Origin of the sequence: Bradyrhizobium sp. CCBAU 45321 (assembly GCF_028128975.1) — a bacterium.
In the GTDB taxonomy this organism is placed as follows: Bacteria; Pseudomonadota; Alphaproteobacteria; order Rhizobiales; family Xanthobacteraceae; genus Bradyrhizobium; species Bradyrhizobium yuanmingense.
In genome coordinates this window covers 36492-61542 of sequence record NZ_LFKZ01000128.1, presented here as the reverse complement: position 1 = coordinate 61542, position 25051 = coordinate 36492, and the positions used below count along the sequence as shown (strand labels likewise).

The window sequence follows — 25051 nt, the reverse complement described above, 5'->3', positions numbered from 1 at the left end:
AGCATTGCCGCATTCTCGATGTCGTTGCTCCCCGATGCCGCCGGCGGCAAGATGGACGCCCTTCCATCACGAAGCCCGATATGTGAACGCCTTCACTCGCCTCCGGCGCGCGTTGGCCCTATGACTTCGAACCGGCGGACCGACGCGCTTCGCTCGATCTGCGCGAATCATCCAAGCACCTTGATCTCGCTTGCAAGAAGAATGGATAGCTCGCTGCCTTTTCATCGAGCCCCAAGCCGGGGAGCCCATTGCCATGAGTTCGGACCAAGCCACAGTTTATGTCGTTGACGACGAAGCCCAGATTCGAGCCGCGATCGGAAGTCTCTGCGAGGAGACCGGGCATCAGGTGAAGTTGTTCGCCTCGACCGACGAGTTCCTCACCGAGACCGTTTCGCAAGGGCCGTCATGCCTCGTGCTCGACGTGAGGTTTCCCGGCACGTCGCCGACCGGGCTCGAGCTTCAGCGCCGGCTGGCCGAGACGGGCGTGTCCATTCCGATCGTTTTCATCAGCGGCTACTCCGACGTCCGCGTCTCGGTCGAGGCGATGAAGCGCGGCGCGGTCGAGTTTCTGCCAAAGCCGTTTCGCGAGCAGGAGATCCTCGATGCGATCAGGCACGGCATCGAGCGCGACCGCAGGCGGCTGCAACGCGAAGATAGCGTCCGTGAAGCCCGCCAGCGCGTCGAGACGCTGACGGCCAGAGAGCGCGAGATCATGCTGCTGATGGCCGAAGGGCTCGTCGCCAAGCAGATCGCCGCACGACTCGGCGTGAGCGAAGTGACGGCGAAGGTTCATCGCGCCAGGATGATGCGAAAGCTGCAGCTGCGTACGCCGATCGAGGTGGTGCGGCTGGTCGACAGCATGGGGCGCCAAGCCGAGACGACACGCAGCGTCTAGTCCGTAGCGACTAGCATGAACTGCAGTCTGTTGCGCCGGCCACGATCGGCTCATGCTCATCCCTACGATGTCGGCCTGTTTCCGGGAAGGCATCCGAAACCAGTCAGACAACTTGGCCAGAAAGGGATACTCCATGCGTAAATTGTTTTTTGCTTCCGTTGCCGTGTTCGCTCTGTCCTCCGCAGCTCAGGCCGCCAACACCTCCACCACGGTGCAGGTCGGCGTCGTGAACTCTTCGAGCGTTTCGCAGCAGGGACTCACCAACTCGACCTCGTCGACCAGCCAGCTCGGCATCATCAACGGTGCGACGACGATGCAGGGCACCAGTGCTGCCTCGCTCAACAACGGCAGCACCGTGAACCAGATCGGCGTGCAGAACACGGCGGCCACCGGCCAGGTGGCGCTCGGCAACAACGGCAGCGCGATCACCCAGAACTCGTTCGGGCCGGCCGCGCTCCAGAACAACTCCGCCGCCGTCGGCCAGCTCAGCGTGTTCGGCATCAACGGCAGCACCGTCTCGCAGACGGCGAACTGAGCCACGGTTGGTTTGGGTCGGACGCACCAGGTTGGTGCGTCCGGGCCACTCTCTAGAGCACCGCTACCGGGCAGGACGGTCAATTGCGACGCCGGCTCATTCTCGCGGAGGACAGGACATGCGGATCACCTATTTCATTGCAACTCTCGCAGCATTCGGTGCACTGACGGCAGCCGATGCCCGGGCCGGCAACTCGGCCAGCGTGCTGCAATTCGGCACGACCAACTCTTCGTTCATTTCGCAGAGCGGCGGCACCAGCAACAACGCCACCACGATGCAGTTCGGCGCCACCAATGCCGCGACGACCTTGCAGACGGGCTCGCTGCTCACCGTCAACACCTCCGTGATCGGGCAGGGCGGCACCACTGCGACCGCAACCAATACCGCACTGGCCGGCCAGGTTGGCGGCTCCAATTCGAGCCTGATCGGCCAGATCGGCGCGAACAACACCGCCGGCGTCGGACAGCTCGGGATCCTGAACGGATCGACTGTCCTCCAGCAGGCTCCGTGAGCTGATCCGAAGTGGTGAGGCATGTCATGAAACGTCATTTTGGCGGCGCATGTGCCGCAACGCTCGCTCTGTACCTGGCCGGCGCCCTTTCGGCGCAAGCGCAGACGGCCGACATCAAGACCATCGTGTCGGTCGGCGGGCCGCCCGTCGTGCTGAACCAGAACAGCCAGCTCAACATGGCGGGCGTGTTCATGATCGGGGGCACGACCAGCGCGACGGTCACCCAGAACGGCACCAACAACGCCACCGGCGTGCTGCAGTTCGGCGGAACGAATTCCGCATCGATCGGGCAGGCCGGCGTCAACAACTTCGCCTATGTCGGCCAGGCCGGTCAGTCGGCGACCAGCCTGATATCGCAGCTCGGCACGATGAATGCGGGCACGGTGGCGCAGTTCGGCACCGTCAACGCCTCGACCATCGTCCAGACCGGTCCCTGATGCGCGAGCGATCTCGCCAGTGTCGACAACGAACGAGGAAGCGCGATGCGAGGCGGCAGACAGGTGCTGAGGCGGGCTTTGGTCCTGGCGGCGATGCTCGCCGCCGTCGGTGCGGCAACGCCGGCATGCGCCGGGACCGTCCAGCGCAGCTTGACCAACCGGAACGTAAGCATCCAAACGGTCGTGCAGTTCGGCGACAATGTTCAGCCTGTCACGATCGAGGAGAACAGCCGCATCAACATCGCGCGGGTGATCCAGATCGGAGGCACCGGCACGGTGGACGCGACCATCATCCAGAACGGCACGCACAACTATGCCAATGTGATCCAGGTCGGCGGCACCACCAATGCGGCGATCGGTCAATCCGGGGTGAGCAACACCGCCGAGATCACCCAGATCGGCAATTCCACCAACGCGCTCCTGCTCCAGATCGGCGACATGAACACGGGAGCGGTGAGGCAGTTCGGGCGTTTCAACTGGCTGGCGATCTTCCAGTTCGGCCGATGATGGAGGTGTAAGATGAAGCTGCTTCTGCTCGCATCCGGACTGGGATTCATGACCGTGGTTGCAATGGCGCCGGCCGGCGCCGGCGACGGTCACACCACCGTGGTCCAGGACGAGAACGGCACCTCGGTGATCACGCAGAGCGGTGATCCGGCGGAGGCCGAGGTCAAGATCGAGAAGGAGCCCGGGCGCACGACGGTCACTCGCCGCAGCGGCGGCAACACCGCGATCGTGACACAGGGCAGCGCAAGCCCGCAGGACATGCTCGACTGGCTGCGCAAGCTGCAGGGCCACTGACGGACGAAGCCATTGAAATAAGAGAGGAATTCCGGGCGTTCTGCGGCACCTTATTCCCGGTTATTCGCGTGCCTTAACCAATAATTAATTATACGTTTGCGGGTGGGCGACAGCCCGGCCTAGCCTCCGTTCGGGGAGCCGCTATCGCGAAGTCAAACGAGTGTGGTGCGTATCATGATTGCCAGATCATATGGGGCGTTGTTCGCCTCGCTCAGCGCAGCTGCGCTGCTGCTTAGCTCCAATGACAGTCCTGCCGGACCTGCTGGCGCCACAGCGTCCGGCGTCGCAGCCCCGCCGGCTGCGGCACGTCCGCACGTTGGGCCGGGCGCCAGGTTCCACCGCCGCGGCGCTCCCTGGGTGTATTGGCCGGGCGGCGGCAGCTATTTCTACGACGGCGCCGGCTACAGCCAGCACTTCGCCGATGTGAACCAGTCGCTCTCCGCCGATGTGCGCTACACCTACACGTATGATGTGCCCTGGGACTGGACGCATCGCTATCCGCCGAACGTCGTGCCGTCCAATCGGCCCTACGTGCCGAGCTGCCCGACGGAGCAGGTGACGGTGCCCGGCCGCGGCGGCAGCGAGCACACCGTCAACATCATGCGGTGCTACTGAGCTAGCCCAGTTCGAAGCTGGTGACGCCGAAGACGCGGTCGAGCCGCAGCGGCGGGATCGGCCCCGTATACATCCGCGCCGTCTCGAACACCGGCTCGAGGCCGAGCGCCTCGGCGAGCGCGATCGCGGCGGGATTGACGGCGGGGACGTCGAGGAAGACCTCGCCGGCGCCCGCGCTTCCCATTAGGGCCTGCACGACGTCATCCGCGGCGGCGCGATCGTCGGCTACGAGCGGGCCGATCTTGTAGCCCGTCCGGCAGGGGCGGATCACGCCCCATGCAGCGAGCCTGCCCTCGCGCAGCAACGCGCGGCCGACATGACCTCGCGTGTTGATCCAGGCGCGCAGGAAGGCGCTGCGCGCGGCGGGGAATACACGGGCGTCATCGGCTTCCACCAGCGCAAACGGGACCTTGTCGAGCGCAACGACATCGGCGGGCGGCTTCACCGATCCCGCGACGGTGCCGCCATAGCGGATATTGGCGTAGGCGAGCTGGAAACCCGACTTCTTGTAATTCTCTTGCTGCGCCACGACGCCGTCGAGGCCGATCACGCGCGCGCCTGCATGCGCGATCGCGGCATTCCAGATGCGCAGGCCATGGCCTGCGCCGCGAAAGCGCTCGCGCACGATGTAGAAGCCAAGGAAGGCGAAGCGGTCGTCGTAATTGACGCAGGAGACGGTCGTGACCGGCTCGCCCTCGATCTCGCCGACGAAGAAGCCTCGGGCGTCGGGGATCGCGAAGCAGGCGGCATCCGCCAGCCCCGGATTCCAGCCCTCCGCCGCGGCCCAGTCGACGGCGAGGGCGATTTCGTCGGGGCGCAAATTGCGGATCTGCAAATCACTCATTTTCAAGCGCCTCATGATGGATGCCTTCGGCCATGGACCTGACGACGGGTCTGGCTGTAGAAGGCCTCATGATAGGCCGAGCCTGCGGCTCGCCTCAACTGAAGGGATCATCGGATCATGGCAGTAGAGAAGGTTGCGCTCGTCACCGCCGGCGGCAGCGGCATGGGGGCGGGGGCTGCGCGGCGGCTGGCGGCGGACGGGTTTGGCGTCGCGATCCTGTCGTCCTCGGGCAAGGGCGAGGCGCTGGCGGCCGAGCTCGGCGGGCTCGGCGTTACCGGCTCGAACCAGTCGAACGACGACTTGAAGCGCCTCGTCGAGGCTGCGTTGGCGAAGTGGGGACGGATCGACGTTCTCGTCAACAGCGCCGGGCACGGGCCGCGTGCCCCCATCACCGAAATCACCGACGAGCAATGGCACACCGGCCTCGACACTTATCTCCTGAACGTGATCCGTCCGACCCGGCTGGTAACGCCGCTGATGCAGGCACAGAAGGGCGGTGCCATCATCAACATCTCGACCGCCTGGGCGTTCGAGCCCAGCGCGATGTTCCCGACCTCGGCGGTGTTCCGCGCAGGGCTCGCCGCCTTCACCAAGATCTTCACCGACACTTACGCGGCCGACAATGTCCGCATGAACAACGTGCTGCCGGGCTGGATCGACAGCCTGCCGCAACAGGACGCGCGGCGCGACAGCGTGCCGATGAAGCGCTACGGCAAGGTCGAAGAGGTCGCGGCGACAATCTCGTTCCTGGCCTCCGACGGCGCCGCCTACATCACTGGCCAGAACATCCGCGTCGACGGCGGGCTGACGCGCTCGGTCTGAGGCGGCCGCCTCAATGTGAGGCGATAAGCTGCGCCAGCTCCGGCAGGATCTTGTAGCGGGCGATCTCGTGCGGATACTCGCCGCGATTGGCCAAGAGGACGATGCCGATCCGCCGCGCCGGCACCAGGCCGATATAGCCGGAGGCGTTGTTGAGGCCGCCCGGCTTGTCGACGATGGTAATGCCTGGAAGGCGCACGGTCTCCCAGGCTAGGCCCTGTCCGAATTTTTCGTCGACGCGGAAGGCCTCGCGCTGCGTCAGCCGCAGGGCTTCGCGCAGATGCGGATCGATCGCGCGGCCGTCGACGCAGGCGGCCGCGAAGGCGGCAAGGTCGCGGGCGGAGGCGAACATCTGGCCCGTGCCGGGAAAATCGAAGTAGCTCTGCTGGTTGCCGATCGGCCCGATCGCCATCCCCTGGTCGGAATAACCCTGGACCACGCGCTGCATCGCCGCCGCGTCGATGACGGCGCGATTGTCCGGGCCGCGCTCGGGGACGAAGGTGGAGCCCATGGCGAGGGGGCGGAGAATGCGGTGCTGGATCAGCGCATGGATCGGCTTGCCGTAGCAACGCTCGAGCACGAGCTGAAGCAGCACATAGCCGGCATGGGTGTAGACGCGTTGCCGGCCGGGTGCGATGCCGGGTGCCGGCGTGAAGGCGTTCAGCATCGCGATGAACTGCTCGCGCGTATACTCTTCGTTCGGCCAGGGCGGATGATCGGTTGGGAGCAGCAGGCCCGAAGTGTGCGTTGCTAACTGGCCCACAGTGACGTTGCGGATGTAGTTGCCGCTCAGCTCGGGCAGGTATTTCGCCAGACGATCGTCGAGCCGCAGCTCGCCGCGCAGCACGCCGAGCGCCACGAGCGTGGCCTCGAACGGCTTTCGCAACGAGGCGAGGTTGAACAGCGTGTCGGGCGTCACCTTCCGCCTGGTGGCATCATCGGCGAACCCGTAGCTGAAGAATTCGACATGGCGCCCGGCATAGATGGCTGCGGCGAGGCCGCCCGCATGGTCCGCCGTCGCGGTCGGCGCCAGCTCGCCGGCGACGATGTCGCGCATTTGCGCAATCATGTCGGAATCGGCCGAGGCGCGGCGGGGGCAAAGCGCCATCGCCATAGCAATGGATGCGGCCTGGGCGAAGCCTCGCCGGGTGATCTGGGATGAGATGACAACAGGCGCCACGTGCTCTGATCGATCATGCTGATGCGCCCCCGGGATGGTTTTAGCGAGGAGGGCGCGAGGTCCCAATTCACGATTGCGCGTTGTGGGTTCCCGCCAATCCAGATCACAAAACTGAGCCGTCCGGCTAACAATTGTTGACGTCCGCGACCAGGCCTGTATAGTTAGCTTCATGGCTAACCAATTATCCGATCTCGACCAGATCTTCGCCGCGCTGGCCGATCCGACGCGGCGGGCGATCGTGATGCGGCTGTGCGCGGGCGAGGCGTCGGTCGGCGAGCTCGCCGATCCCTTCGACATGGCCCTGCCGAGCTTCATGAAGCACATCCACGTGCTCGAGACGAGCGGGCTCGTTCAGTCCGAGAAATCGGGACGCGTGCGCACCTGCCGTCTCAGCGCGGATGCGCTTGTCGGCGCCGAGGATTGGTTCCAGCAGCAGCGCGCGGTCTGGGAAGCGCGGCTCGACCGGTTCGAGGCCTACGTGATGAAGCTCAAGAAAGAGAAGGAAAGGGCGGCCGCCAAGCGGCCGGCCCGAACAACCAAACGGAAAGGTTCCTGACAATGACGAGTTCTGCCAACCCCGCTCTGTCGCAATGGTCGCTCGACCGCGAGATCGTGATGTCGCGCGTGATCGACGCGCCGCGCGATCTGGTGTTCGAGGCATGGTCCGACCCGAAGCATCTGCCGCAATGGTTCGGCCCGAAGGGATTCAAGGTCGAGACCTTCGAGATCGACGTTCGTGTCGGCGGCGTCTGGCGCTTCAACATGATCGGGCCCGACGGCACGGTCTATCCGAACCGGATGCGCTTTCGGCGCATCGAGCGGCCGTCGCTGATGGAGATGGATCACGGTACCGACCAGGATGACGATCCCCGCATGTTCCGCTTCACCGTCACCTTTGCCGAGCAGAGCAACGGCAAGACCGTGCTGATGATGCGCCAGCTGGCCTCGAGCACCGAGCAGCGCGATGGCATGATCGGCTTCGGCGCCGTCGAATACGGCTACCAGACGCTCGACAAGCTGGCGGCCTATGTGGCGGGCATGAAGCGGTGATACGGGTGATCGTTACTATCGCAGGTTAGCGCCGGATCCCTCGGCCGGAACAGGCGATGAAGACGGTCGTCTCTCCTGCGGCAATCAGCGCGGCATTGTTAGGAACAATCGCCTGTGCTTGCCGGTTGCGCGAACGACGCCAGTCAAATGGAGAACAGGAAAATGGCCAATGCAGCCCGCGATACGTTCGTGGTGGGACTACGCAATGCGCATGCGATGGAAGTGCAGGCGCGAGAATTGATGGAGCGCCAGTCGGAGCGGCTGGACGAATATCCCGAGGTCAAGGCGAAGATCACGGCGCACCTTCAGGAGACCAATGAGCAACTGCGTCGCCTCGAAAAGTGCCTGGAAGCCTGTGGCGAGAGTACGTCGAGCCTGAAGGATACGGCGCAGTCGGTGATGGCCAACATGATGGCCATGGCGCATTCGGTTGCCGGCGACGAGATTCTGAAGAACACTTTCGCGAACAACGCCTTCGAGAATTTCGAGATCGCCGCCTACAAGTCGCTGCTCGCGCTGTGCGGCGCCGCCGGCATGCCGGAGGCGAAGGAGCCGCTCGAGACGTCATTGAAGGAGGAGCAGCGCATGGCCGCCTGGATCGATTCCAATGTCGAGAAGGTCACCATGGAGTATCTGACGCATCAGCGCCAGGCCGCGTAGTTCTTCGCGTTCCTCGCCGACAGCGAACCACCGGCACGCACAGCGGCCGGTGGCTTTTTCGCTCCGCCGGGTTCCCTGCCATCTGCGCGTGAGCCTAGGAACGATCGCTGCGATCAGGCTTTGGCAGTGATGACGCACATCATCTTCAGCGACTACCGCAACCCCGCGGCGGAGCAAGCCTACGAGATCGCCTGGGACTTTCTGGTGCGAACGGGCGCCATCAGCGACGAATTCGACGCCTGCGTGTTCCTGGCGCAGCGTATCACCGTGATGGTCGAGGAGGGACACACGAATCGGATCCGCATGGCGAACCGCGCGATCTCCGAATTTCAGCGCCATGCCGCGGAACGCGACGATATCATCCGTGGCGGCGGCCGTTACGCCGAAGGGCGTTGAGCGCCGCGAAGCGGGTTCACTCCCTGGCTTCGTCCGTGACGATGTTGCCGAGCTTCTGCCAGCGCACGCCATCGAACTGTACCATCTGGAACTGCTTGTTGACGCGATAGTCCGTTGGCGTGGTCGTCACCGAGATTCCGGGGAGCGTCAGGTCGAGCTCGATGTTCTTGAGGTTGGCCTGTCGCATCACGTTCTCGCGGGTCAAATCGTCGCCGCATTGCTTCAGTACCTGCACCAGGAGCTGCGCGGTGATGTAGCCGTAGACGTTCAGGTTTGAATCCTTGTCGCCTTCGGGATAGTACCGGGCCATGAAGGCGAGATAGCGCTTCATGCCCGGGTCGTCCTTCCATTCGGGATCCGCGGCATCCTTGACGTAGCCGACGCTGATGATGCCCTTGGAATTGTCGAGCCCGGCGGGCTTCAGCACGGCGCTGAGCGAGGAGGCGTTGATGTCGATGATGTGCAGCGCCTTCCAGCCGATCTCGGCGACCTTCTTGATGGCCTGCGCCGCCTGCTTCGGCGTCGTCGCGCTGAACAGCACGTCGGCGCCCGCATCCTTCAACCGCAGGATCTGCGAGTCGATCGTCGGCTCGCTGATCTCGTAGGAGGTCTCGGCCACGACCATGCTCGCCTTGTCGCCGAGGCCCGCCTTGAGGCCAGCGAGATAATCCTTGCCGAGATCGTCGTTCTGGTAGAGCACGCCGATCTTGGCGTTCGGATGGTTCTTCAGCAGGTACTGCGCGTAGATCCGGCCCTCGACGAGGTAAGACGGGTTGAAGCCCATGGTCCAGGGGAAGTTCTTCGGGTCGGTGAAGCGTGCGGCGCCGGTGGCGGCGAAGAGCTGCGGGATCTTCCTGGCGTTGAGATATTTCTGCACGGCGACGTTCGGCGCGGTGCCGATGATCTGGAAGGTCAAAAGCACTTCGTCGCTTTCGACGAGCTTGCGGACCTGCTCCACCGTCTTCGGCGGCGAATAGGCATCGTCATACTGGATCAGCTCGACCTTGCGGCCGTTCACGCCGCCCTGGTCGTTGATCATCCTCATATAGGCGGCCTGGGTCTTGCCGATCACCGCATAGGCCGAGGCCGGGCCGCTGAGCGGCACGGTCTGGCCCACCTTGATCGCGGTGTCGGACGCGCCGGGATCGTATTTCTTTTGTGCCTGCGCTGCCGCGACCGAGAGGAGAAGCGCGGAGACTGCGACGAATTTTGTGACGACGTTTTTCATGTCGGTTTCCCCCAGCAATCCTCATTCGCCCTTGAGGCCGGCGTCGCGGATCAGCTTGGTCCATTTCTGCGTTTCGGCGTCGATGAACTTGCCGAACTCGGCGGCGGTGCCTGGGCGCACTTCGAGCCCCTGCGCGGTCAGCTTGTCCTTGATCGCAGGCTCGGCGAGCGCGCGCAAAACCTCGGCCTGGAATTTGTCCACGATGGCGCGCGGCGTCGTGGACGGCACCATGAAGCCGTACCAGCCGGCGGCGGCGACGTTGGGAAAGCCCTGCTCGCGCAGCGTCGGCGCCTGCGGGTAGAGCGCGCTGCGCTCGGCCGAGGCGACGCCGAGCACGGTGAACTTGCCGCTCTGGATGTAGGGCAAGGCGGTCGGCAGCGCGGTCAGCGTGGCGTCGACGCGGCCCGCGAGCAACTCGGTGTAAGAAGCCGCATCGCCCCGGAACGGGATGTTGAGGCCTTTGACGCCGGCATCGCGGAACAGGAGCTCTCCGGCGAGATGCGGCTGCGAGCCGGCGCCGGGGGAGGCGAAAGTCAGTCCGTCCGGCTTCGACTTGCCGTAGGCGATCAGGTCGGGAAGCGTCTTGAATGGCGCGTCGGCGCTGATGATGAGGAAGAGCGGCGCGATCACCACCATCGCCACCGGCTGCAGATCCTTGCGCTTATAGGTCAGCTTGCCGAACAGCGCCTCGGCGGTCGCGTAGGGCGCCGCGACATAGAGGATGGTATAGCCGTCGCCCGGCGCATGGGCGACCATGTCGTTAGCGATGCGCGTGCCGGCGCCCGGCTTGTTCTCGACGATGAATTGCTGGCGCAGGCTGCGGCCGAACTCCTCGGCCAGCAAGCGCAGCGAGATGTCGTTGGAGCCGCCCGGCGCGTAAGGCGAGATCAGCCGCACCATCCGCGACGGCCAGACCTCCTCAGCGCGCAAGGAAAATGGTGAGGCCGATACGCCGGCGGCGACGGCGCCTAGCAGTGCTCGGCGTGTGATGGTCATGACGGCCTCCCGGGGATGGGGCGCCAGCTTGTTTGTTCATGTCCTGGCGCTCTTCTTGTTTTGCTTGTGCGTCTCGGCCGTCGGCATCGCCGCGTCGACCATGGTCCGGATGCTATCGGCGAGCGCCGCGATGCGCGGACCGATATCGCCCTCGAGTTGCCCGGGCTGGAGCCGGAAGGCGGGGATGCCGCAATTGATCGAGAATGATTGTTTCGCTTCGCTGATGTGAAACAGCGGCGCGGCGACGGCATGGATCGAGGCCATGTACTCGCCCCAGCAGGTGCAAAAGCCGCGGCTTTTGCATTGCGCGATGCCGGCGCGGTATTTGTCGCGGAGCGCCGACCACAATCCGGCATCCTCGGCGGCGAGATTGCGTTCCAGCCGGTCTGCGTCGGCCGGCGGCAGGCTCGCCGCCGCAGCGCGGCCCATGGCGGTCATCACGACGGGAATGGGCATGCCGATGTCGGGCACGTGCGGGCCGACATCGCCGGAGCGCGCGGTCTCGACATAGATCATCGATGTCGCATCGAGCAGGCCGATCGAGACCGTGCCGCGGACGCTGTGCGCCAGCTCCTGCATCATCGGCCGCGCTACTTGGCGGAATTGCATTCCGGCGAGCAGGGGATGCGCCATCCGCAGCGCCCGTGCACCGACGCGGTACTTCGACCGCTCGGCGTCGTAACGGAGATAGCCGAGCTCGGCCAAGGTATGGGTCAGCCTCGCCACCGTCGGGCGCGGGATGCCGGTCAGCGTCGACAGCTCCATATTGCCCAGCAGCGTGCTCCCGGCCTTGAACGCCTCGAGCACGACGAGCCCCTTTGCCAGCGTCGTGGCGAAAGCGGCGTCATCGGCGCTCTCGGCCAGCACGGCTGCGGCAGAGGAGAGCGGGCGCTGCGGCTTGGGTGAGTCAGTCGGAGCCATCCGGAATATCAGACGGACAGATTTCGAATGTCCAATAGATTCGCCATCTGCGACAAAATTGTCCGATATGTGGACACTCGGCTCGCAGCGCTTCTTGCGCCTTCCGGGCACCGCTGCAACGACTGGGCACACAGATTTTTGTCGTGATTGCATGCCGTTCTGTGACAGGATTATTACGACGACGTGTCAGATCGATAATTTTTGCGGAGCGGTTCATGTTGCAGTGGCAGGCGCGGTCAAATCCCCTGGCGTGGTGGTGGGGATCCCTCACGCTTGTGAGCAGCGCCAATATCCTCGTCTGGTTCATGCTCTATCGTGAGTTCTATCCGACGCCTTCGGCCAGCCTCGGTGGCGGCTCGGACATCGGGCTGATGTTCCTGCTGTGCGCCGGCTATGTGTTCGGCTGCGCCTTCCGTTCGGTGCTGCCGCGCGCCGACGTGCAGCGCATCTGCCTGTTCGACACCTGGCTCTCCAGCGTCGCCGTCGGCCGGACGGTGGCGACGGTGGCCGAGCTCTGCTTCGCCGCGCAATGGGCCATCATCCTGCATCAGCTCGGCAAGATGACGGGCGCGGAGACCGCGGTGAACATCGCGCTCGTGATCGTGCCGATCATCATCATCGCGGAATGTTTCTCCTGGTACGCGGTGGTGACGACCAACTTCCTCTACAACGCGATCGAGAATTCGCTGTGGGCTGTGACCTTCTTCCTGGCCGGCATCGCGCTGTGCCGTCTGATGCCGGAATTCCAGGGCGTAGTGCGCTGGGCGCTGATGTCAGGTATCGTCGGCATCGCCTGCTTCCTTGCCTTCCTCATCACAGTCGACGTGCCGATGTATCTCAGCCGCTGGCGGGCAGGGCATGAAGAGGGCAACACATTCCTCGGCTTCCTCGAAGGGCTGCATGACGTCTCGACGCGCTGGGTGGTGACCCACGACATCGCGCACTGGAAGGGCGAGCTAACCTGGATGTTCCTGTATTTCAGCGCGGCGGTGTGGTCGAGCCTCGCGCTCTGCGCGCTCTACGCGATGGAAGGCTATCTGACGCGCTATCTCGCCTGACGGTCAGATTCCAACTTGACGCGTTCTTTGAAGCGAAGCGGTATCCACTTCGCATCAGAGGGCTTACTTGCCGACCAGGCTGCATTTGCTGCGATCGAGCGGGCGGAAGGCCTGGTCGGGCGGGATCGTCGCGACCAGCTTGACGAAGTCCCACGGGCCCTTGGATTCCTCGGGTGTCTTGACCTGCACCAGATAGAGATCGTGCACCATGCGTTGGTCCTCGCGGATGCGGCCGTTGGGGGTGTAGGCGTCCGACACCGGCGTCGCCTTCATCTTGGCCATCACGATGGCGCTCTCGTCGGAACCGGTGTCCTTGATAGCCTGCAGATAGTGGCGTACGGCGGAGTAGACGCCGGCCTGGATCTGCGAGGGCATCGCCTTGCGGCGAGCATAGAACGCATCGGAGAATTTCCGGGCGGCCGGCGAGACATCCTCGAAGAAGGAGGTGACGATGAGATCGCCGCGCGTCGCTTTGAGCCCGACCGCTTCGATGTCGACGTTCTGGAACGACATCGGCACGATCTTCATGCCTTGGCTGGCGAGGCCGAATTCCTCGGCCTGCTTGATCGCCGTTGCATTATCGCCGGCAACGTTGATGGCCAGGATCTTGGCGCCCGACGACTGCGCCTGGAGCAGGAATGAGCTGTAATCGGGCGTGCCGAGCTGCGCCTTGACGCTGCCGGCGACCTTGCCGCCGAGTGCGGCGATGCGCTCGCGTGCGGTCACCTCGATCGAATGGCCGAAGGCGTAGTCGCCGGTGATGAAAAACCAGGGCTCCTTGCTGGTCTGCATGATGCCGGAGACCACGGCGGTCGCGGTGGAATAGGCGTCCTGGGTCCATTGCACGCTGGTTGGCGCGCACGCTTCATCGGTCAGCTGGTTGGCGCCGGCGCCGGAGATGAGGAATATCTTGCCGTTGCTGCGCACCAGCTCCTGCACCGCCAGCGCCGAGCCGGAGCTTCCGCCATCGGCGACGGCCTGGACCCCATCGCTGAACCATTTTCGCGCCAGCGATGCGGCGAGATCCGGCTTGTTCTGGTGATCGGCCTGCAAGATCTCGATCGGCTTGCCGTTGATCTTGCCGCCGAACTCCTCGGCGGCCATTCGCGCCGCTTCGACCGAGCCCGGACCCATGGCGGTCGCGAACACGCCGTTCATGTCCGTGAGGACGCCGATGCGGATGGCCTCGCCCTTGATCTCGGCCCGCGCGGGGAGGGGCGCGAGCGCAAGTGCGATCAGGAGGGTGGCGACGGAGGTGGTGCGGGTCGTGCCCATGGCGTTTCCTTGATGTTATCGTTGATTGATCGATGTTGACCGTCAGGCCGGTTCGGCGATCACCGTGTTGCGCAGGATGCCGATGCCGGAAATCTCGACCTCGACAGTGTCGCCGGGGCGCATCCACAGCGGCGGCGTGCGCTTGGCGCCGACACCGCCCGGCGTGCCCGTGACAATGACGTCGCCGGGCACGAGCGGGCAGATGGTGGAGATGTAGGCCATCAGCTCGGGGATGGCGGTGATCAGGAGATCCGTCGTGGTGTCCTGCACGACATTGCCGTTCAGCCTTGTCTGCAAGGTGAGCTTCGACGGATCCGGAATCTCGTCGGTCGTCACCAGCCACGGACCGAAACTGCCGCTCTCGGCAAAGGTCTTGCCGGCGAGGAATTGGCTGGTGTGGCGCTGCCAGTCGCGGATGCTGCCTTCGTTGTAGCAGGAATAGCCGGCGACGTGATCGAGCGCGCGGTCGGCCGGGATGTGACGGCCCGCTTTGCCGATGACGAGCGCGAGCTCGCCTTCGTAGTCGAAGTCGTCGCTCACCCCAGGTTTGACGATGGGCTGGAGATGGCCGACCTGGCTACAGGCAAATCGCGCAAACAGCGCCGGCTTTTCGGTGACGGTGCGGCCGGTTTCGGCGACGTGATCGCGATAGTTGAGGCCGACGCAGATGATCTTGCCGGGATCGGGAATCACGGGCGCGAAGTTGATCTTGTCGAGCGGATGATCAGGGGCCGCGGAGGCGGCCAGCCTTGCCGCTTCGGCGAGCCGACCGGTTTCGAACAGCTGCCGCAGCGTGGCGCACCCCGCCATCCGCGCGCCGAGATCGACGACACCATTGTCCTTGACGGCGCCGAAGGTGGGGCGTCCATCCACACTGAATGAGAGCAGCTTCATGAAATGTCCTTGAGAGGGTTCGGTCAGGCCGCGGAGGGCGCTTGGGCTGAGGGAATTTGGGTTGGAGGCGCGATGGCGGCGATGAGGCGGTCGAGCTCGGTCTCGTTGCGGGCGGAGCCGCGGATGTAACGGTCGGGGCGAACGAGTGCGGCAATGATGCCGTGCTCGCGCAGCCAGGGCCCAAGGCCGTTGGTATCGTCGCTGGTCAGGATCTTGATCTCCGTCTGCGACAGCGCGAGACGCGATGAGAGTGCCGCCGCCGTCTCGACGAGCAGCACGTGGCTGTAGCCGGTCCGGTCATCGCTGCGGCTGGCGTCGGTCAACGTGAACTGCGGCGCGAGATGTCCGGCGAGCGGCGGGTCGCCGAACGCGAGTCCAGGGCCGAGCAGGGGCTTCTTCACGTCCAGCTTGACCGGCGCGTTCTCGCGCGCTTCGCCGGCAGCAAGGCCGGCCTCGATCGCCTTGGTGTTGATGACACCGCCGAGGCGAATGGCGAGCGCGATGAACTCGCGCACATGCGGCAGCCGTTCGCTCTGATAGGTGTCGAGCAGATCGGGCGCGGCGCCTTCGCGGATCACGCTCGCCAGCTTCCAGGCGAGGTTGGCGGCATCGCGGATGCCGGCGCACATGCCCTGGCCGAGGAAGGGCGGGGTCTGGTGCGCGGAATCGCCGGCAAGCAGCAATCGCCCGTTCCGCCATTGCTGCGCGATGACCGAATGGAACGTGTAGACAGAAGCGCGCTCGATCTCGGCATCGTCGGGCGTGATCCAGCGCGACAGCAGCTCCCAGACTTTCGCGGGTTGCGCGACCTCCTGCGAATCCTCGTCCGGGAGAACCGTGATCTCCCAGCGCCGCCGCGTGCCGGTGCCGCGCACGTAGGTTGCGGGCCGGCGGGGATCGCAATGCTGGAGGCTGTAGTCGCCGAGGTCGTCGCGCGCGCGCTTGAGCAGAACGTCGATCACGAGCCAGCGCTCGTGGAAGCCGAGGTCGTCCATGCCAGAACCGATGAAGCGGCGCACCAGCGAGCGGGCGCCGTCGCAGCCGATCACGTAACCGGCCCGGACCTCGCTGAGCCTCCCGTTGGAGAGGTCTTCACAGCGGACGCGCACGCCGTGCTCGTCCTGATCGAGCGCGAACACCTCGCAGCGATTGCGCAAGGTGACGTGCGGCCACCGGGCGAGGCCACCGATCAACACGTCCTCCAAATCCGGCTGGTGGAAGCGGTAGCTGAGATGCCAGCCCATCGGCGTCAGCGTTTGCGGACGGGACCAGTCCAGCAGCATGCGGCCGGCTGCATCGAGAAACAGCATGCCGGGACTGAGAATGACGTGCGGCAGGATCGCCTCGGCAAGCCCGATGGTCTGGAACACGCGCATGCATTCATCGTCGAAATGCACCGCGCGCGGCAGATGATAGGTCCGCGCCTCGCGCTCCAGCACCAGCGTCCGCACGCCGCACAGGCCGAGCAGGTTGGCGAGCGTGGCGCCTACCGGCCCGCGGCCGACGATCACGACGTCAAACTCTTCAGACGTGGATTTATCTTGCATGGGGTATCTCTTCCCCAAGCAGGGCCGGCGCTTCAACGCCGGCGCGCCAAGTGTCCGCCCAGCGGACGGCCTCTATTCCGCAACAGGAATAGTCGACGCCGTTTCCAGCAGCTGGCTCGCAAACTCCGCGACCGCTTCCTCGATCCCCAGCGCCGAGCGGATCCAGATGATCGAGATGCAGCCGAATACGGCGCCGTCCCGCACGATGGCAACGGCAATCGAAGCCGTCTTGGGATTGTATTCGCCCTCGCTGCGGATGGCGTAACCTCGCGCCGCGATCTCGGCGATCATGCGGTCGAGCCGGCCCTGGTCGAGGAAGGGGCGGTCGTCGGCCTCATCGATGCGGCGGAGATGATTGATGATGAGATCGCGTTCGCGCGCCGGGCAGGCGGCGAGATAGGCGCGGCCCGCAGACGTGCGCAGCATCGGCAGGCGCTTGCCGATCATGCCGCGATCGATCGAAAGCGGGCTGCGAGAGTGCGTGGTCTCCTGCACCACCATCGCCGCGTTCTCGTAAGTCGAGAGATCAACGGGCCAGACCAGTTTCTTGCTGAGATCGGCGAGATAAGGCGCCGCCGCCTGGCAGATCACCACGCCGGGATCATAGCCGTCGCCGAGGCTCAATGCGCGCCGGGTGACCCGAAACCGGTCGTCGCTGGCGCTTCGGGCGATATAGCCGAGCTCCTCCAGGGTTTCGAGGAGGCGGTAGACGGTGGGTCGAGGCAGATCGAGCGCGCGGGCAACGTCGCCGGCGCGGATGCCGCCGGAGCGGTTGACCTCCTGCAGCACGTCGAGCCCGCGCTTGAAGGCGCGGACGCCCTCAGACTGCCGAGGCTGGCCGTTCCGCGTCCGCTCCTTGGACACTTCCTATTTCCTCCCTTGTGGCACATCGCGGCGCGCTTATTGTCGCCTGCGAACGCGAGGCGATTGCGGAACGCCACCGTAGGATCGCGCGCGGCCGGTATCAAGCTCGCCGCAGTACGGCGACCGCGATGCCTCCGGGAGGAATTCGATGGAAATCGCAGCGCTCGGATATATCGGAATCAGTTCATCCCAGCTCGACCAGTGGAGCCGGATGGCGACCGGCCTGCTCGGCATGCAGCAGGTCGATCGCGGCGGGAAGATGCGGGCCTTCCGCATGGACGACCGCAAGCAGCGGCTGATCGTCGACGGCGGCAGCGATGCCGGTCTTGCGATGATGGGATGGGAAGTTCCTTCGACCGCCGAACTGGATAAGCTGGCAGGACGGCTCGAAAGCCATGGCATCAAGGTGGCGAAGGGCTCGCGCGCACTCGCTGACGAGCGGCATGTCGCCGAGCTGATCGCGTTCACTGACCCCGCCGGCAACCGGCTGGAGGCTTTTTGGAAGCCGGAGCTTGCGAGCGAGCCGTTCAGGCCAGGCCGTCCGATCTCGGGCTTCCGCACCGGGGCGCTCGGCATGGGGCATGTCGTGCTCAACGTGGAGAATGTCGAGATGCTGTTGCCGTTCTATCGCGACGTGCTCGGCTTTCACGTCTCCGATTTCGGGCTGAAGCCCTACGGGCTTTATTTCTTCCACGTCAACGGCCGCCACCATTCCTTTGCGATGGTCGGATCAGGGCGGAAGGCGATGCATCATTTCATGGTCGAGCTCGGCTGCCTCGATGATGTCGGGCAGGGCTACGATCTCGCGCAGATGGACGAGGGACGCGTCGCCTACACGCTGGGCCGGCACACCAATGACCATATGACCTCGTTCTACGTGAATACGCCGTCCGACTTCTTCATCGAATATGGCTGGGGCGGACGCGTCATCGATCCCGAAAACTGGCAGCCGCACGAGACCTTTGATGGGCCCTCCCTTTGGGGCCACGAGCGGCTGCATATGCCGGAAGAGCAGCGCACGCGATTGCGCGACATGCGGCTCGACGCGGCTGCCCGCGGCGTGCGCGTCGCCGATCCGCGCGTGCCGCCGCTCAATTGCGCGTGGCTGGACTCGGTGGTCGCGCGTGAGTGATCTGCGGCGACGCCGCGATCAGGCTTCGCCGAGATCGACCTCGGTCAAGATGCCCTGGCGCAGCGCCAGGCGGACCAGCTCGATGTCGGAGCCGACGCCGAGCTTGTCCTTGATCAGCGAGTGCAGGTTCGCCACCGTCTTGGGGCTGACATGCAGCGTCTCGGCGATCTCTTCCGTCGTGTTCTCGGCGAGCAGCAGCCGCAGCACCTCGAACTCGCGCGGCGTCAGCACGTCGGCGGCGGAACTCTCGCCGCTGATGCGGCTCAGCGCTAGCTCGTGGTCGATGTCAGGGCTGATGGCAATCTTGCCGGCGAGCACGTCCTTGACCGCGCGCACGAGGGTCTCGGGCGGGCTGGTCTTGGTGACGTAACCCCGTGCACCGGCGCGGATCGCCTGCACGGCGAAGCCGGCATTCTCGTGCATGGTGAAAACGAGAATCCGTGCCGCCTTGTCCCACTGCCTGATCCGCCTGACGGCCTCGATGCCGCCGATGCCGGGCATGCTGAGGTCCATGATGACGAGGTCGGGCGTCTCGGATTTGTAGAGGCGATAGGCTTCCGCTCCGTCGGCCGCCTCAGCGACGACGCGCAGGCCCGGCTGCTTCTGCAGCACCGAGCGATAGCCCTCGCGGACGACGGAATGGTCGTCGACCAGCAGGATGGTCGCATCCGCCGCACTCATGCCGCGTGCTCCAGGGCCTCAGACGCGGCAGCCGCGAGCGGAATGAATACGCGCAGCGAGGAGCCCTCTGGGCTGGTCTCGAAGCTGAGCCGGCCGCGAAGCGCGGCGACGCGTTCGCGCATGCCGAGCAGGCCCATGCCCGATTTGGCCGAAGCCTCGTTCGGCCGGCCGTCGTCTTCGACCACGAGGGCAATCTCGCTTCCGGTCGCCGTCAGATGCAGGCTGACCCTTGTTGCGCCGGCATGCTTGGCCGCATTGGTGAGCGCCTCCTGCACGATCCGATAGAGATTGGCGCTGACGTCGGCGGGCACGCTGTCGAAGGCGCCGTCGAACCGGATCTCGAAGCGGGGCTGGCCGCGGCTGCGGCCGTTCCACCCCGAGACCAGACCTTCGAGGCTGGCGACGAGGCCGAGTTCGTCGACATCGGGCGGCCGCAGCCGGAACAGTGCGCCGCGCAGCGTCTCCATCATGCCGGTCGCGGTGCGGGCAATGCTGTCGCATTCGCTGAGCAGGTCGGGACAGTCCTGCGCCGCAGTCTGGCGGGCGGATGCGGCCAGCGCGCGGATCGCGGCGAGGGACTGGCCGAATTCGTCGTGCAGTTCTCGGGCGAGATGGCGGCGCTCCTCGTCCTGGAGCGCGATCAGCTTCCGCGTCAGCTCGTTGCGCTCGGCAAGCGCCGTGTCGAGGCTTTCGGCGAGGTGGTTGAAGACGTCGCGAATAGCCGAGAGCTCGGCGAGGTCGAACGGCGGCAGCCGCGTGGTGAGGTCGCCGGCGGCGATGCGTTCGAGGCCGCTGCCGATCATGCGGGTGGGGCGCAGGGCACGGGCCAGTGCGGCATAGACCAGCGCGCAGAGCAGCGGCAGCGCGATCGCAAGCGCGATCATCAGGCGGCCGGCCTCGTGCCAGGCCTCCGCCGTCTGCACCGCCGGATCGATAGAGACCACGGTCTCGCCGAGCTTGGTTCCGCGCACGATCACGGGCCGCGCCGCCTCGCGGCCGGGGTCGAACAGGCTGCGATAGAAGGCGGCGAAGGCTTGCGGCGGCGGGCTCGCCGGGGCAGGCGCGCCGCTACAGAAGCGCTGCAGCATGTCGCCGCTCGCGCTGCGGAAGCCGAGGCAGAGGCCGGGCGTCATCACATGGGCCGACACCGGGTCGAGGTCCGGAAAGTCCGAGCGGGGGCTCGCCCCCCATTGCACCTTGCCTTGCTGCAGCTCGAGCGTCTTGGCCACGATGGCGGCGATCCCGTCGATCCGCGCATGCGCGGCGTTATCGGCGGCGACGAGGAAATAGGTCGAGATCACGGCGAAGCAGGCAGCCGAGATCGCGGCCACGCGCAGCGTCAGACGGACCTTGAGATCGAATCTCGGGCGATTCCACATCGGCTTGCACCTGGTGCGAACGGGCTTGTCGCGCCTCATTAAAGGGCAGAACGCCGGCGGCGGGAAGCGTTCCCGACTTGCCGCACCGCAATGTCGTGAAAATTTCCCGGCATTGGTCGGGATAGTGGCAGCTGCGGGGCCTCAGGCGGCCCATCCAGATTTGCGTTGCATCCACGAGGTCCGTTCATGCACCGCTGCCGGCTGGTTCTCTCTGCCTGTCTCCTCCTCGTCCTCTCTTGCTCGCCCCTCGCTGCGCAGGCCGCCATCGGCGTCGCCATGGACGATTTCAGCTACACCGATACTTCGGGCGAGCCGACCGACCAGACCGCGGCCCACGAGCGGCGGCTGGCGGCGTTCATGGCCGCGCTTCGAAGGGACATTGAGGCAGACCAGCGCTACCGCTTGGTGCGATCCGCCCAGGACGGAGCGGTGTTCAAGGTGGTCGGCGGCATTCAGAAGACGAGCACGCTGGTGCAATGGGCCAAGGTCGCCGTGATCGACGTCGGCGCCAAGACGCTCGTGCTGGACAAGCTCTACAGCTTCCGCGGCGACAATGACCAAGCATGGGAGCGCGCCCAGATGTTCGTGTCCCGCGAGGTCATGGCCGCGCTCGGCGCGCCTGCGCCGGTCGCGCTGGCCGTGTTCGATTTCGAGCTCGAGGACATGACGGCCGCCTCAGCGGGGGCGTCCGCTGCGTCGGATTCGTCATATCTCGCGGAGGTCACTGGCGGTGTGCGCGAGGCGCTCGGCCAATCCGGCCGTTACCGCATCGTCGAGGTCGGCGCAGAGGCGGGGAAGGCCGGCGCTTTGCGGGATTGCGGCGGCTGCGAGACCTCCATTGCGCGCAAGCTCGGCGCGGACCAATCACTGATCGGCGTGGTGCGCCGCGTCAGCCGCACCGAATACACGCTTGGTTTCCAGGTGCGCGATGCCAGGACAGGCGCGGTGCTGGCGCGCGGCGACAGCGGACTGCGCATGGGCGCGGACTATTCGTGGAAGCGCGGGGCCGTGCGGCTGGTCACCGACCGGCTGATCGAGGGGCAACAGGCCAACGACGCGCCTAGAAGGTAAGCTGGACCTTCATCGACTGCGCGCGGTCGCTGGCGAGCTCGAAGGCGGCGACCGCGTTCTCGAACGGCATGGTGGCCGTGATTAGCGGCTTGACGTCAATCAGGCCTTCGCCCATCAGGCGCACCGCCAGCTCGAACTCGGGATCGAAGCGGAATGTGCCGCGCAGCTGCAATTCCTTGGCGACGATGGAGTTGATCGGCAGCGTCATCTCGCCGCCGAGGCCGAGCTGCACCAGCGTCGCGCCGGGCCTCAGCACGTCGAGCGCGGTGCGGAGCGCGGCCTGGTTGCCGGAGGCCTCGAACAGCGTGTCGAACACGCCCTTGCCGGCGCGCCAGGAATCGAGCGCAGTGGCATTGGTCGCGACGTTGATGGCATGCGTGGCGCCGAGCTTTTTCGCGACCGCGAGCGGGGCGTCGGCCACATCGGTGACAACGATCTCCGACGCGCCGCCGAAGCGCGAGACCAAGATCATCAGCGCGCCGATCGGACCGCAGCCGGTGATCAGCACGCGCTTGCCGAGCAGGGGACCGGCCTGCTTGCCGGCATGCAGGCACACCGCAAGCGGCTCGGCGACCGCGGCTTCCGCCAGCGACAGCTTGTCTGAGATCGGCACGGCCTGCGTCGCGTCGACCGTGATGAACTCGCGAAAGCCGCCCTGCACATGGGGAAAGCGCATCGCACTGCCGAGGAAGCGCATGTCGAGGCACTGGTTGCGCATGCCCTCCTGGCAATGCAGGCACGCCCCGCACGGCTTGCTCGGGTTGACCGCGACGCGCGTGCCCGGCCTGACATTGGCGACGCCGTCACCGACGTCAGCGACGACGCCGGCGATCTCGTGACCCAGGGCCATCGGTTGCTGAATCCGCACGACACCGAAGCCGCCGTGATGATAGTAGTGCAGATCGGAGCCGCAGATTCCGCCATTGGCGATCTTGACGCGGACCTCGCCAGGGCCGGGGGCGGGATCGGCATAGTTGTCGATCCGCAGGTCCTTCGGGGCGTGGATGACGACGGCGCGCATGGCTTGCTCCTTCGTAGTCTTGGCGGTCACATCGCGGCGATCATGCCGCCATCGACATAGATGATCTGGCCGTTGACGTAGGTGGAGGCATCCGAGGCGAGGAAGATCGCGGCGCCCACCAGCTCATCCGGCTTGCCCCAGCGCTTGGAGGGGATGCGGCCCATCAGCCAATTGTTGAAATCGGTGTTGTTGACCAGCGCCTCGTTCATGTCGGTGAGCATGTAGCCGGGGCCGATCGCATTGGCCTGGATGCCGTGCTGGGCCCATTCCACCGCCATCGATCGGGTCAGGTTCTTGATGCCGCCCTTGGCCGCGGTGTAGGGCGCAATGGTGGGGCGGGCGAGCTCGCTGCCGAGCGAGCCGATGTTGATGATCTTGCCGTGCTTGCGCGGGATCATGCGCTTGGCCGCCTCGCGGCCGATCACGAAGGCGCTTGTGAGATTGGTCTCGATCACCTTGCGCCATTCGTCGGTGGTGAACTCCACCAGCGGCTTGCGGTGCTGGATGCCGGCATTGTTGACGAGGATATCGACGGCGAGGCCTTGTTTGTCGAACTCGTTGAAGGCGGCGACGATTGCGGGCTCATCGGTGACGTTGAAGGCGGCACCTTCGGCCTGATGGCCCGCGCTGCGAAACTCGGCGACGGCCTGCTCGACTCGCTCAGGATCGACGCCGTTGATGATGATCTTCGCGCCGGCCTTGGCCATGCCTTCGGCGATGGCGCGGCCGAGACCGCGGGACGAGCCGGTCACGAGCGCGGTGCGGCCGGAGAGATCGAAGAGGGAAGTGCTCATCTCAAGAATTCCTCAGACGTTGGAGCGGCGCACGGTAGATCGGTGCGCTCGAAAACGGAAGCAGGAGGTCGACGCCAAGGCCGGGTCCTTCCATCGGGTTTTGGTACCAGGCCGGCTTGTAGGGCTCGAGCGCACGGGCGATCTCTCACCAGATTGCAGCCGCCAATGCCGCGATCAGGGCCGGCGGCGTCACCAGGAAGCCGAGCTTGAGGAACGGCCAGGCACCGACCTCGATCTTCTCCCGCCGGAGCGCCACCAGCCAGAGGATTGTTGCGAGCGAGCCGGTGACCGACAGATTGGGGCCGAGATCGACGCCGATCAGGATGGCGCTGACCACGGGCGCGGGCAGATGATCGCTGGCGGCGACCGAGCCGGCGACGAGGCCGACCGGAAGGTTGTTGGCGATGTTGTCGGCGAGCGCGGTGGCAATACCGACGCTCCAGGCCGCCTGCGGGACCGATTGAGCCACCGCCTGGTGCAGCAACGCGCTGAGCTGCCCGATCACGCCGGTCTTGATCAACGCCTCCACCATGACGAAGAGCCCGCCGACGAGCGGCAACACGCTCCACGATACGCCCCTGAGCATAGGCAGTGGTGACTGGCGGCTGAGCAGCAGCACGAGAGCGGCTGTCACCACGCCGCAAATGAAGGTCGGCAGGCCCAGTTGCTTGTCCAGCGCAGACGCGGTGACCAGCACGACGCCGATCGCGACGATGCCTATTGCGGTGAGCTTGCCGCCGCGGCTGAGCTTGGGATGCGGCACGCTGTGCGCGATCGTCTCTTCCTTCAGCGCGCGGTGCTGGGTCAGGCGCAGCACGATGTAGGTCAGCAGGATCGACGCCGCCGAGGGCAAGGCGAACAGGCGCAGCCATTCCGTCAGATGCGGCATGCGCGCGCCGAACACGACGAGGTTGGCGGGGTTGGAGATCGGCAGCACGAAGCTCGCGGCATTGGCGATGAAGGCGCAGACGAACAGATAAGGCAGCGGCTTCGCGCCGGCTGCGCGCGTTGCGGCATAGACGGCCGGCGTCAGCACGATCGCGGTCGCATCGTTGGAGAGCAGCACGGTCACGAGCGTGCCGACGAGATAGATCAGCAGGAACAGCCGCTGCGGCGAGCCACGTGCGTATTCCACCGCAAGCGCGGCGAGATAGTCGAACAAGCCTTCGAGCCGCGCGAGCTCGGCGATCAGCATCATGCCGATTAGGAAGAGATAGACGTCGAGGCCTTTCTCGATGCCGACAAGCGCGTCCTGCCATGGCAGCAGGCCTGATAGCACCAGGGCGCTCGCGCCGATAGCGGCCCATATCGCTTCGGGCAGGGATAAGGGCCGGATGATGACGCAGGCGGTCGCGACGGCGATGATGCTCCAGGCCCAGATGGCGTCAGACGGCACGGTCAGTCCTTGAGATTCGGTCAGTCATTCGGCATCGATAACCGATGCGGG

At 65.5% G+C, this 25051-nt stretch carries 29 protein-coding genes; 15 read left to right on the top strand and 14 right to left on the bottom strand.

Features of this window, described 5'->3' with window-relative positions:
• Window positions 1-253 precede the first annotated feature (253 nt).
• The 7 genes from ACM43_RS27580 to ACM43_RS27550 all read left to right on the top strand — a co-directional run bounded on the left by ACM43_RS27580 (window position 254) and on the right by ACM43_RS27550 (window position 3794).
• The gene (locus ACM43_RS27580; RefSeq protein WP_271544417.1) at window positions 254-895 is read left to right on the top strand and encodes a response regulator transcription factor; all 642 of its coding nucleotides are present in this window, start codon (window positions 254-256) and stop codon (window positions 893-895) included.
• A 133-nt stretch (window positions 896-1028) separates the two neighbouring features.
• A complete protein-coding gene (locus ACM43_RS27575) occupies window positions 1029-1430 on the top strand; it encodes a hypothetical protein (RefSeq protein ID WP_036029057.1) in 402 nt (133 codons plus the stop codon).
• A 118-nt stretch (window positions 1431-1548) separates the two neighbouring features.
• The gene (locus ACM43_RS27570; RefSeq protein ID WP_271544414.1) at window positions 1549-1941 is read left to right on the top strand and encodes a curlin; all 393 of its coding nucleotides are present in this window, start codon (window positions 1549-1551) and stop codon (window positions 1939-1941) included.
• 26 nt (window positions 1942-1967) lie between these two features.
• Entirely contained in the window at window positions 1968-2378 is a 411-nt protein-coding gene (locus tag ACM43_RS27565; RefSeq protein ID WP_157280482.1) for a curlin, read from the top strand.
• A 45-nt stretch (window positions 2379-2423) separates the two neighbouring features.
• Entirely contained in the window at window positions 2424-2885 is a 462-nt protein-coding gene (locus ACM43_RS27560; RefSeq protein WP_271544411.1) for a curlin, read from the top strand.
• A 12-nt stretch (window positions 2886-2897) separates the two neighbouring features.
• Complete coding sequence (locus ACM43_RS27555; protein ID WP_271544409.1) at window positions 2898-3179, top strand: hypothetical protein; 282 nt, start codon at window positions 2898-2900, stop codon at window positions 3177-3179.
• Window positions 3180-3353: 174 nt separating this feature from the next.
• Window positions 3354-3794, top strand: coding sequence for a hypothetical protein (locus ACM43_RS27550; protein ID WP_271544407.1), 441 nt, complete (start codon window positions 3354-3356; stop codon window positions 3792-3794).
• A 1-nt stretch (window position 3795) separates the two neighbouring features.
• On the opposite strand, the gene ACM43_RS27545 is transcribed toward ACM43_RS27550, so the two are convergent.
• Complete coding sequence (locus ACM43_RS27545) at window positions 3796-4638, bottom strand: GNAT family N-acetyltransferase (protein WP_271544405.1); 843 nt, start codon at window positions 4636-4638, stop codon at window positions 3796-3798.
• 117 nt (window positions 4639-4755) lie between these two features.
• On the opposite strand from ACM43_RS27545, the gene ACM43_RS27540 reads away from it, so the two are divergent.
• A complete protein-coding gene (locus ACM43_RS27540) occupies window positions 4756-5460 on the top strand; it encodes an SDR family oxidoreductase (RefSeq protein ID WP_271544403.1) in 705 nt (234 codons plus the stop codon).
• A 10-nt stretch (window positions 5461-5470) separates the two neighbouring features.
• Here ACM43_RS27540 and ACM43_RS27535 read toward each other — a convergent pair whose 3' ends face one another.
• Window positions 5471-6526, bottom strand: a complete 1056-nt coding sequence (locus ACM43_RS27535; protein WP_271544402.1) for a serine hydrolase — start codon at window positions 6524-6526, stop codon at window positions 5471-5473.
• Window positions 6527-6806: 280 nt separating this feature from the next.
• Here ACM43_RS27535 and ACM43_RS27530 point away from each other — a divergent pair, with 280 nt between their 5' ends.
• The 4 genes from ACM43_RS27530 (at window position 6807) to ACM43_RS27515 (ending at window position 8743) form a co-directional block, all read left to right on the top strand.
• Window positions 6807-7193 (top strand): ArsR/SmtB family transcription factor, encoded by a 387-nt coding sequence (locus tag ACM43_RS27530; protein WP_271544400.1) that lies wholly within the window; start codon window positions 6807-6809, stop codon window positions 7191-7193.
• Between the two features lie 2 nt (window positions 7194-7195).
• Window positions 7196-7687: an SRPBCC family protein gene (locus ACM43_RS27525; RefSeq protein ID WP_128266320.1), complete on the top strand. Its 492-nt coding sequence runs from the start codon at window positions 7196-7198 to the stop codon at window positions 7685-7687.
• A gap of 162 nt (window positions 7688-7849) precedes the next feature.
• Complete coding sequence (locus ACM43_RS27520) at window positions 7850-8347, top strand: ferritin-like domain-containing protein (protein WP_036013491.1); 498 nt, start codon at window positions 7850-7852, stop codon at window positions 8345-8347.
• A 129-nt stretch (window positions 8348-8476) separates the two neighbouring features.
• Window positions 8477-8743 (top strand): hypothetical protein, encoded by a 267-nt coding sequence (locus ACM43_RS27515; RefSeq protein WP_271544396.1) that lies wholly within the window; start codon window positions 8477-8479, stop codon window positions 8741-8743.
• 16 nt (window positions 8744-8759) lie between these two features.
• Here the strand turns inward: ACM43_RS27515 and ACM43_RS27510 are convergent, their stop codons facing one another.
• Genes ACM43_RS27510 through ACM43_RS27500 form a run of 3 tightly spaced genes read right to left on the bottom strand, consistent with a single transcriptional unit; the run spans window position 8760 to window position 11888 of the window.
• The gene (locus ACM43_RS27510; protein ID WP_271544394.1) at window positions 8760-9971 is read right to left on the bottom strand and encodes an ABC transporter substrate-binding protein; all 1212 of its coding nucleotides are present in this window, start codon (window positions 9969-9971) and stop codon (window positions 8760-8762) included.
• 21 nt (window positions 9972-9992) lie between these two features.
• The gene (locus tag ACM43_RS27505; protein ID WP_271544392.1) at window positions 9993-10967 is read right to left on the bottom strand and encodes a Bug family tripartite tricarboxylate transporter substrate binding protein; all 975 of its coding nucleotides are present in this window, start codon (window positions 10965-10967) and stop codon (window positions 9993-9995) included.
• A gap of 36 nt (window positions 10968-11003) precedes the next feature.
• Window positions 11004-11888: an IclR family transcriptional regulator gene (locus tag ACM43_RS27500; protein ID WP_271544390.1), complete on the bottom strand. Its 885-nt coding sequence runs from the start codon at window positions 11886-11888 to the stop codon at window positions 11004-11006.
• A 215-nt stretch (window positions 11889-12103) separates the two neighbouring features.
• On the opposite strand from ACM43_RS27500, the gene ACM43_RS27495 reads away from it, so the two are divergent.
• The gene (locus tag ACM43_RS27495; RefSeq protein ID WP_036013504.1) at window positions 12104-12946 is read left to right on the top strand and encodes a hypothetical protein; all 843 of its coding nucleotides are present in this window, start codon (window positions 12104-12106) and stop codon (window positions 12944-12946) included.
• A 63-nt stretch (window positions 12947-13009) separates the two neighbouring features.
• Here ACM43_RS27495 and ACM43_RS27490 read toward each other — a convergent pair whose 3' ends face one another.
• The 4 genes from ACM43_RS27490 to ACM43_RS27475 all read right to left on the bottom strand — a co-directional run bounded on the left by ACM43_RS27490 (window position 13010) and on the right by ACM43_RS27475 (window position 17526).
• Window positions 13010-14221: an ABC transporter substrate-binding protein gene (locus ACM43_RS27490; protein WP_271544387.1), complete on the bottom strand. Its 1212-nt coding sequence runs from the start codon at window positions 14219-14221 to the stop codon at window positions 13010-13012.
• A gap of 42 nt (window positions 14222-14263) precedes the next feature.
• Window positions 14264-15115 (bottom strand): fumarylacetoacetate hydrolase family protein, encoded by an 852-nt coding sequence (locus ACM43_RS27485; RefSeq protein WP_271544385.1) that lies wholly within the window; start codon window positions 15113-15115, stop codon window positions 14264-14266.
• Window positions 15116-15138: 23 nt separating this feature from the next.
• Window positions 15139-16662: a bifunctional 3-(3-hydroxy-phenyl)propionate/3-hydroxycinnamic acid hydroxylase MhpA gene (gene mhpA, locus ACM43_RS27480; RefSeq protein WP_271544383.1), complete on the bottom strand. Its 1524-nt coding sequence runs from the start codon at window positions 16660-16662 to the stop codon at window positions 15139-15141.
• Between the two features lie 72 nt (window positions 16663-16734).
• Window positions 16735-17526: a DNA-binding transcriptional regulator gene (locus tag ACM43_RS27475; RefSeq protein ID WP_271544381.1), complete on the bottom strand. Its 792-nt coding sequence runs from the start codon at window positions 17524-17526 to the stop codon at window positions 16735-16737.
• 148 nt (window positions 17527-17674) lie between these two features.
• On the opposite strand from ACM43_RS27475, the gene ACM43_RS27470 reads away from it, so the two are divergent.
• A complete protein-coding gene (locus ACM43_RS27470) occupies window positions 17675-18658 on the top strand; it encodes a VOC family protein (protein WP_271544379.1) in 984 nt (327 codons plus the stop codon).
• A gap of 18 nt (window positions 18659-18676) precedes the next feature.
• Here ACM43_RS27470 and ACM43_RS27465 read toward each other — a convergent pair whose 3' ends face one another.
• Window positions 18677-19339, bottom strand: coding sequence for a response regulator (locus tag ACM43_RS27465; protein ID WP_109143394.1), 663 nt, complete (start codon window positions 19337-19339; stop codon window positions 18677-18679).
• A complete protein-coding gene (locus ACM43_RS27460) occupies window positions 19336-20718 on the bottom strand; it encodes a sensor histidine kinase (RefSeq protein ID WP_271544377.1) in 1383 nt (460 codons plus the stop codon). Before ACM43_RS27460 ends, ACM43_RS27465 begins: the two co-directional genes overlap by 4 nt.
• A 186-nt stretch (window positions 20719-20904) precedes the next feature.
• Here ACM43_RS27460 and ACM43_RS27455 point away from each other — a divergent pair, with 186 nt between their 5' ends.
• Window positions 20905-21789 (top strand): DUF3280 domain-containing protein, encoded by an 885-nt coding sequence (locus tag ACM43_RS27455; protein WP_271544375.1) that lies wholly within the window; start codon window positions 20905-20907, stop codon window positions 21787-21789.
• On the opposite strand, the gene ACM43_RS27450 is transcribed toward ACM43_RS27455, so the two are convergent.
• The 3 genes from ACM43_RS27450 to ACM43_RS27440 form a co-directional block, all read right to left on the bottom strand.
• Complete coding sequence (locus ACM43_RS27450; RefSeq protein WP_271544373.1) at window positions 21779-22810, bottom strand: L-idonate 5-dehydrogenase; 1032 nt, start codon at window positions 22808-22810, stop codon at window positions 21779-21781. The two genes, ACM43_RS27455 and ACM43_RS27450, sit on opposite strands and share 11 nt — an antisense overlap.
• A gap of 26 nt (window positions 22811-22836) precedes the next feature.
• Window positions 22837-23604, bottom strand: coding sequence for an SDR family oxidoreductase (locus ACM43_RS27445; protein ID WP_271544371.1), 768 nt, complete (start codon window positions 23602-23604; stop codon window positions 22837-22839).
• Between the two features lie 145 nt (window positions 23605-23749).
• Window positions 23750-25000, bottom strand: coding sequence for an arsenic transporter (locus ACM43_RS27440; protein WP_271544369.1), 1251 nt, complete (start codon window positions 24998-25000; stop codon window positions 23750-23752).
• Window positions 25001-25051: the final 51 nt, after the last annotated feature.